The organism is Clavibacter sp. MX14-G9D (assembly GCF_032917815.1).
Classification (GTDB): Bacteria; Actinomycetota; Actinomycetes; order Actinomycetales; family Microbacteriaceae; genus Clavibacter; species Clavibacter michiganensis_K.
The window spans coordinates 1-6,955 of sequence record NZ_JAVCVL010000149.1 but is presented as its reverse complement, the minus strand read 5'-3'; the positions used below and the strand labels follow the sequence as shown (position 1 = coordinate 6,955).

Here is a 6,955-nt window from a genome sequence, read left to right as displayed (position 1 = left end):
GGGCACGGCGGCGACGGCCTCGCGGGCACCGGCGACGCGGTCGGCGACCTGCCGCACGGACGCCGGTCCGCCGACGACCGCGATGCGGCGCCGCCCGAGCCCGAGCAGGTGCTCCACCGCGAGCCGTCCCCCGGCGACGTCGTCCACCGCGACCGACGAGACGTCGGGGTCGTCGGCCTCCCGGTCGACGAGGACGCACCGGATCCCGTGGGCCCGCAGCCGGGCGATCCGCGGCGAGCCCTCGCCCTGCGGCGAGATGAGCACGCCCGTCACCCGCTGCTCCTCGAACAGGTCGAGGTACGCGTCCTCCTGCGCGGCGTCGCCGTCGGTGCTCGCGAGGAGGACCGCGAGCCCGGCCTCGGCGGCCCGCGCCTGCGCGCCGCGGGCGAGCTCCGCGAAGAACGGGTTGCCGGCGTCGAGCACCACGAGGCCGACGCTGCGGCTGCGGCCGGCCCGCAGCTGGCGGGCCGCGTCGTTGCGCACGAAGCCGAGCTCCGCGATGGCGTCGTGCACCCGGCGGACGGCGTCGGCGTTGACCCGCTCCGGCCGGTTGAGGACGTTCGACGCGGTGCCCACGGACACTCCCGCGCGGGCGGCGACGTCGCGGATGCTCACGGCCACGTCGGCTCCTCGGCGTCGGGGTGGTCAGGGTGCGGGTGCGGGGCGGTCGCGGACGGCGCCCCGGATCCCGAGGCTATGCCATGCCGCGCCCCCGGGACGGACGGGCCCGGGTCCGCGGACGGCGCGCGTCGTTGACACGCCGTCCGGTCCCCCGCTACTGTCATGACATCCCGTGAAACGATTCATGACCGGGACCGCCTCCGACGACGTAGACAAGGACACGCCCGTGACCGAACTCGGCCCCGAGATCCTCCGCCAGCTCGAGCAGCAGGCCATCGAGCTCCCCTCCTGGGCGTTCGGCAACGCCGGCACCCGCTTCAAGGTCTTCACGACCCCGGGGACGCCCCGCACGATCGAGGAGAAGATCTCCGACGCCGCGACGGTGAACCGGCTGACGGGACTCGCCCCGACGGTCGCGCTGCACATCCCGTGGGACCGGGTCGACGACTACGCCGCGCTCGGCGAGTACGCCGCGTCCGAGGGCGTGGCGCTCGGGACGATCAACTCGAACACCTTCCAGGACGACGCCTACAAGCACGGCTCGCTCACGCACTCCGACCCGGCGATCCGGCGGATGGCCGTCGACCACCACCTCGCCTGCATCGACATCATGGATGCGACGGGCTCCCGGGACCTCAAGGTCTGGCTCGCCGACGGCTCGAACTACCCCGGCCAGCAGGACATCCGCGGACGCCAGGACCGGCTCGCCGAGTCCCTCGCGGAGATCTACGCCCGGCTCGGCGGTACGCAGCGGATGGTGCTCGAGTACAAGTTCTTCGAGCCGGCGTTCTACCACATGGACGTCCCGGACTGGGGCACCAGCTACGCGCACGTGGCCGCCCTCGGCGAGCGCGCGCTCGTGTGCCTCGACACCGGGCACCACGCGCCCGGGACCAACATCGAGTTCATCGTCGCCCAGCTGCTGCGACTCGGGAAGCTCGGCTCGTTCGACTTCAACTCGCGCTTCTACGCGGACGACGACCTCATCGTGGGCGCGGCCGACCCGTTCCAGCTGTTCCGCATCCTCCACGAGGTCGTCCGCGGCGGCGGCTACGGGCCGGACTCCCCCGTCGCGTTCATGCTCGACCAGTGCCACAACGTCGAGGACAAGATCCCCGGGCAGATCCGCTCCGTGCTCAACGTGCAGGAGATGACGGCGCGCGCGCTGCTCGTGGACCGCGAAGCGCTGGAGGCCGCGCAGGTCGCCGGCGACGTGCTCGGGGCGAACGGCATCCTGATGGACGCGTTCTACTCCGACGTCCGTCCCGCGCTGGCCGCGTGGCGGGAGAGCCGCGGACTGCCGGCCGACCCCATGCGCGCCTACGCCGACTCCGGCCACGGCGAGCGCCTCGCCGCGGCGCGCGTCGGCGGCACCCAGTCCGGCTGGGGCGCCTGAGCCCCCGCGCCTCCCCGCACGGATCCGCCCCTCCCGCACGCCCCTCCCGCCCGCCCACCGCGCCAGCCGACAGGAACCCGCACCATGACGAACGACACCGCCGCGGAGCTCATCGCCCGCTCGAACCGCCTCGGCGCCGACCCCCGGAACACGAACTACGCGGGCGGCAACACGTCCGCGAAGGGCACGGACACCGATCCCGTCACGGGCGAGCCGGTCGAGCTGCTCTGGGTGAAGGGCTCCGGCGGCGACCTCGGCACGCTGACCGAGTCGGGTCTGGCGGTCCTGCGGCTCGACCGGATGCGCGCGCTGGCGGGCGTCTATCCGGGCGTCGAGCGGGAGGACGAGATGGTGGCGGCGTTCGACTACGCGCTGCACGGCAAGGGCGGCGCCGCACCGTCGATCGACACGGCCATGCACGGTCTCGTCGACGCGGCGCACGTGGACCACCTCCACCCCGACTCCGGCATCGCCTTCGCGACGGCCGCCGACGGCGAGCGGTTGACGGCCGAGGCCTTCGGCGGGACCGTCGCCTGGGTGCCGTGGCGGCGCCCCGGCTTCCAGCTCGGGCTCGACATCGCCGCGATCAAGGAGGCCGATCCGACGCTCATCGGGGCGATCCTCGGCGGGCACGGCATCACCGCCTGGGGCGACACGAGCGAGGAGGCGGAGTGGAACTCGCGGCACATCATCGAGACCGCGGCCGCGTACATCGTCGAGCACGGCGCGCCGGAGCCGTTCGGTCCCGCGCTCGACGGCTACGCCGCCCTGCCCGCGGAGGAGCGTCGCGCCAAGGCCGCCGCCCTCGCCCCGCACCTGCGCGCGATCGCCTCGCACGACCGTCCCCAGGTCGGCCACCTCACCGACTCGGCGGAGGTGCTCGACTTCCTCGCCAGCACGGAGCACCCGCGCCTCGCCGCGCTGGGCACCTCCTGTCCCGACCACTTCCTCCGCACCAAGGTGAAGCCGCTCGTCGTCGACCTGCCGGCCACGGCATCCGTCGAGGAGATCCTCGAGCGCCTCCCCGCCCTGCATGCGGCCTACCGCGCGGACTACCAGGCCTACTACGACGCCCACGCGACGCCGGACAGCCCCGCCATCCGCGGCGCCGACCCGCTGATCGTGCTCGTCCCGGGCGTCGGCATGCTCTCCTACGGGCCCGACAAGCAGACCGCCCGCGTCGCCGGCGAGTTCTACGTCAACGCGATCAACGTCATGCGGGGCGCGGAGGCCATCTCGACCTACGCGCCCATCGACGAGGCCGAGAAGTTCCGCATCGAGTACTGGGCGCTCGAGGAGGCCAAGCTGCAGCGGAGGCCGAAGCCGAAGCCCCTCGCCTCCCGCATCGCGCTCGTCACGGGCGCCGCGTCCGGCATCGGCAAGGCCATCGCCACGCGCCTCGCCGCCGAGGGCGCGTGCGTCGTCGTCGCGGACCTCGACCTCCGGAAGGCGCAGGCCGCGGCCGCGGAGCTGGGCTCGCCCGACGTCGCGATCGGCGTCGCCGCGGACGTGTCCGACGCCGCGGCCGTGAAGGCCGCCGTCGACGCCGCCGTCCTCGCGTTCGGCGGCCTCGACCTCGTCGTCAACAACGCGGGCCTCAGCCTCTCCAAGTCGCTGTTCGACACGACCGAGGCGGACTGGGACCTGCAGCACGACGTGATGGCCAAGGGCTCCTTCCTCGTCTCCCAGGCCGCGGCGCGCGTGCTCGTCGACCAGGGCCTCGGCGGCGACATCGTCTACATCTCCTCGAAGAACTCGGTCTTCGCCGGACCGAACAACATCGCCTACTCGGCCACCAAGGCGGACCAGGCCCACCAGGTGCGGCTGCTCGCGGCCGAGCTCGGCGAGCACGGCATCAAGGTCAACGGCATCAACCCCGACGGCGTCGTCCGCGGCTCCGGCATCTTCGCCTCCGGGTGGGGCGCCAATCGGGCGAGGACCTACGGGATCGAGGAGGAGGACCTGGGTGCGTTCTACGCGCAGCGCACCATCCTGAAGCGCGAGGTCGTCCCCGAGAACGTCGCGAACGCCGTGTTCGCGCTCTGCACGTCGGACTTCTCGCACACCACCGGCCTCCACGTCCCCGTCGACGCGGGCGTCGCGGCGGCGTTCCTCCGATGACGCCCCGCTGCGCCGCGGAGGCGGCGCGGGCGTGGTGACGCAGGTCGCGGCCGTCGACCTCGGCGCGAGCAGCGGACGCGTGATCCTCGGCAGCGTCGACGCCGACGGGATCCGCCTCCGCCACGTCGCGCGCTTCGCCAACCGCCCCGTGTCCCTGCACGAGGGCGCGCCCGACACGGCCGGCCTGCACTGGGACACGACCGGGCTCTGGCGGTCCGTCCTCGACGGCCTCGGCACCGCCGTCCGCGACGCCGACGACCTGGTCTCCATCGGCGTGGACTCGTGGGCGGTCGACTACGGGCTCCTGCGGGCCGGCCGCCTGATCGGGGCGCCCTACCACTACCGCGACACGCGCACGGCGGCGGCCGTGACCGCGGTGCACGAGCGGATCCCGGCGGCGGACCTCTTCGCCCGCACCGGCCTGCAGCACCTGCCCTTCAACACGGTCTTCCAGCTCACCGCCGACCGCCTCGCCGGGACCCTCCCGCTGGCCGACCGGGCGTCGCTGATGCCGGACCTGCTCACCTGGTGGCTCACCGGCGTCGAGGCGACGGAGGCCACGAACGCGTCCACCACCGGCCTCGTCTCACCGGTCACGGGCGACCTCGACCTCGGCCTCCTCGACCTCCTCGAGATCCCGCGGGATCTCCTCGCTCCCCTGATCGCGCCGGGCACGACGACGGGCTCCCTCCTGCCCTCGGTCGGCCGCGCGATCGGAGCGGCCGGCGGTGTCCGCGTCACGGCGGTCGGGTCCCACGACACCGCGTCCGCCGTGGTCGCGGTGCCCATGACCGGGGACGACGCCGCGTACATCTCCAGCGGCACGTGGTCGCTCGTCGGCCTGGAGCTCGACCGCCCCCTCCTCACCGAGCACGCACGCCGGGCCGGGTTCACCAACGAGGGCGGCGTCGACGGCACCACGCGCCTGCTCCGCAACGTCTCCGGGCTGTGGCTCCTCAGCGAGTCGATGCGCGCGTGGGACGGCGCGGCATCCACCGACTCCGAGCGCAGCAGCGACCTCGCGACCCTCCTGGACGAGGCCGCGCGCGTCCCGGGCCCGGCATCGACGTTCGACATCCAGGACCCGCGCTTCACGCCGCCGGGCGACATGCCGGCGCGCATCGCGGGCTGGTTCCAGGAGCACGACCGGCCGGCGCCCGCCACCCGCGCGGCCCTGGTCCGCAGCATCCTCGAATCGCTCGCCGAGACGTACGCGGCGACGCTGCGGGATGCGGAGCGCATCTCCGGACGCGGCATCCGCGAGATCCACGTCGTCGGCGGCGGATCCCAGAACGCGCTCCTCTGCCAGCTCACCGCCGACCGCACGGGCCTCCCCGTGCTCGCCGGACCGGTCGAGGCGACGGCGATCGGCAACATCCTCGTGCAGGCTCGATCCCACGGGCTCGCGAGCGGCTCCCTCGGATCGCTCCGATCCCTCGTCCTGCGGTCGTACCCCCCGGTGAGGTACCGACCGAGGTCCCGCGCCCGCTGAGCGGGCCGGCGACTCCCCGCATCCGATCCCACAGAAAGGGAGGCGCGCACATGGTGCAACGTCAGATCCCCAAGCCCGTCGAGCTCCTCGAGTACCTGAGCTTCAAGAGGCCCGAGCTCGACGGCCGCAAGCGCCGCCTCGACGCCGCGCTCACCATCGAGGACCTGCGCACGATCGCCAAGCGACGGACGCCCAAGGCCGCGTTCGACTACACCGACGGTTCGGCGGAGGGCGAGATCTCGATCGCCCGCGCCCGGCAGGCGTTCGAGGACGTCGAGTTCCACCCGCAGGTGCTGCGCGACGTCGCGTCGGTCGACACCACCGCGACCGTGCTCGGCGCCCCGTCCGCGCTGCCGTTCGGCATCGCGCCGACCGGCTTCACCCGGCTGATGCAGACCGAGGGCGAGACCGCGGGGGCGGGGGCGGCGGCGGCCGCCGGCATCCCCTTCACGCTGTCGACGCTCGGCACCACGTCCATCGAGGACGTGAAGGCGGCGAACCCCCACGGGCGCAACTGGTTCCAGCTCTACGTGATGCGCGACCGCGACATCTCCTACGGCCTCGTCGAGCGGGCCGCCGCCGCCGGCTACGAGACGCTCTTCTTCACGGTGGACACGCCGGTCGCCGGCGCGCGCCTCCGTGACAAGCGCAACGGCTTCTCCATCCCGCCGCAGCTGACCGTCGGCACCGTCCTCGACGCGCTCCCCCGCCCGTGGTGGTGGTACGACTTCCTCACCACGAAGAAGCTCGAGTTCGCCTCCCTCAGCGCCACCGGCGGCACCGTGGGCGACCTCCTCGACCTGGCCATGGACCCCACCATCAGCTTCGACGACCTGCGCATCATCCGCGGGATGTGGCCCGGGAAGCTCGTCATCAAGGGGGTGCAGAGCATCGAGGACGCGCAGCGGTTCGTCGACGCGGGCGTCGACGGCATCGTCCTGTCCAACCACGGCGGCCGCCAGCTCGACCGCGCCCCGATCCCGTTCCACCTGCTGCCCGAGGTCGTGCGCGAGGTCGGCCAGGACACGGAGGTCATGGTCGACACCGGCATCATGAACGGGGCCGACATCGTCTCCTCCATCGCCCTCGGCGCGAGGTTCACCCTCATCGGCCGCGCCTACCTCTACGGCCTGATGGCCGGCGGGCGCCAGGGCGTCGACCGCACCATCGCGATCCTCTCGGACCAGATCGTCCGCACCATGAAGCTCCTCGGCGCGCACTCCCTCGAGGAGCTCACGCCGCAGCACGTGACGCAGCTCGAGCGGCTGCAGCCGCGCCCGCGCCCGCGCGCCTGACGGCGGGCCGGCGCGGGCGGCGCGGCGCGC

5 protein-coding genes are annotated in these 6,955 nt (G+C 73.5%); 4 read left to right on the top strand and 1 reads right to left on the bottom strand.

Going from position 1 to position 6,955, the window contains the following annotated elements; genetic code table 11:
• Window positions 1–621 (bottom strand): LacI family DNA-binding transcriptional regulator (locus Q6969_RS11485; RefSeq protein WP_317230562.1); only part of this gene is annotated, 621 nt, incomplete at its 3' end.
• A 226-nt stretch (window positions 622–847) separates the two neighbouring features.
• Here Q6969_RS11485 and rhaI point away from each other — a divergent pair.
• The 4 genes from rhaI to Q6969_RS11465 all read left to right on the top strand — a co-directional run bounded on the left by rhaI (window position 848) and on the right by Q6969_RS11465 (window position 6,925).
• A complete protein-coding gene (rhaI, locus tag Q6969_RS11480; RefSeq protein WP_317230561.1) occupies window positions 848–2,017 on the top strand; it encodes an L-rhamnose isomerase in 1,170 nt (389 codons plus the stop codon).
• An 84-nt stretch (window positions 2,018–2,101) separates the two neighbouring features.
• Window positions 2,102–4,138 carry a bifunctional aldolase/short-chain dehydrogenase gene (locus tag Q6969_RS11475; RefSeq protein ID WP_317230560.1) on the top strand — a complete coding sequence of 679 codons (2,037 nt, stop codon included), beginning with the start codon at window positions 2,102–2,104 and terminating at the stop codon, window positions 4,136–4,138.
• Between the two features lie 31 nt (window positions 4,139–4,169).
• Window positions 4,170–5,630 carry a rhamnulokinase family protein gene (locus tag Q6969_RS11470; protein WP_317230559.1) on the top strand — a complete coding sequence of 487 codons (1,461 nt, stop codon included), beginning with the start codon at window positions 4,170–4,172 and terminating at the stop codon, window positions 5,628–5,630.
• A gap of 50 nt (window positions 5,631–5,680) precedes the next feature.
• Window positions 5,681–6,925 (top strand): alpha-hydroxy acid oxidase, encoded by a 1,245-nt coding sequence (locus tag Q6969_RS11465; protein WP_317230558.1) that lies wholly within the window; start codon window positions 5,681–5,683, stop codon window positions 6,923–6,925.
• Window positions 6,926–6,955: the final 30 nt, after the last annotated feature.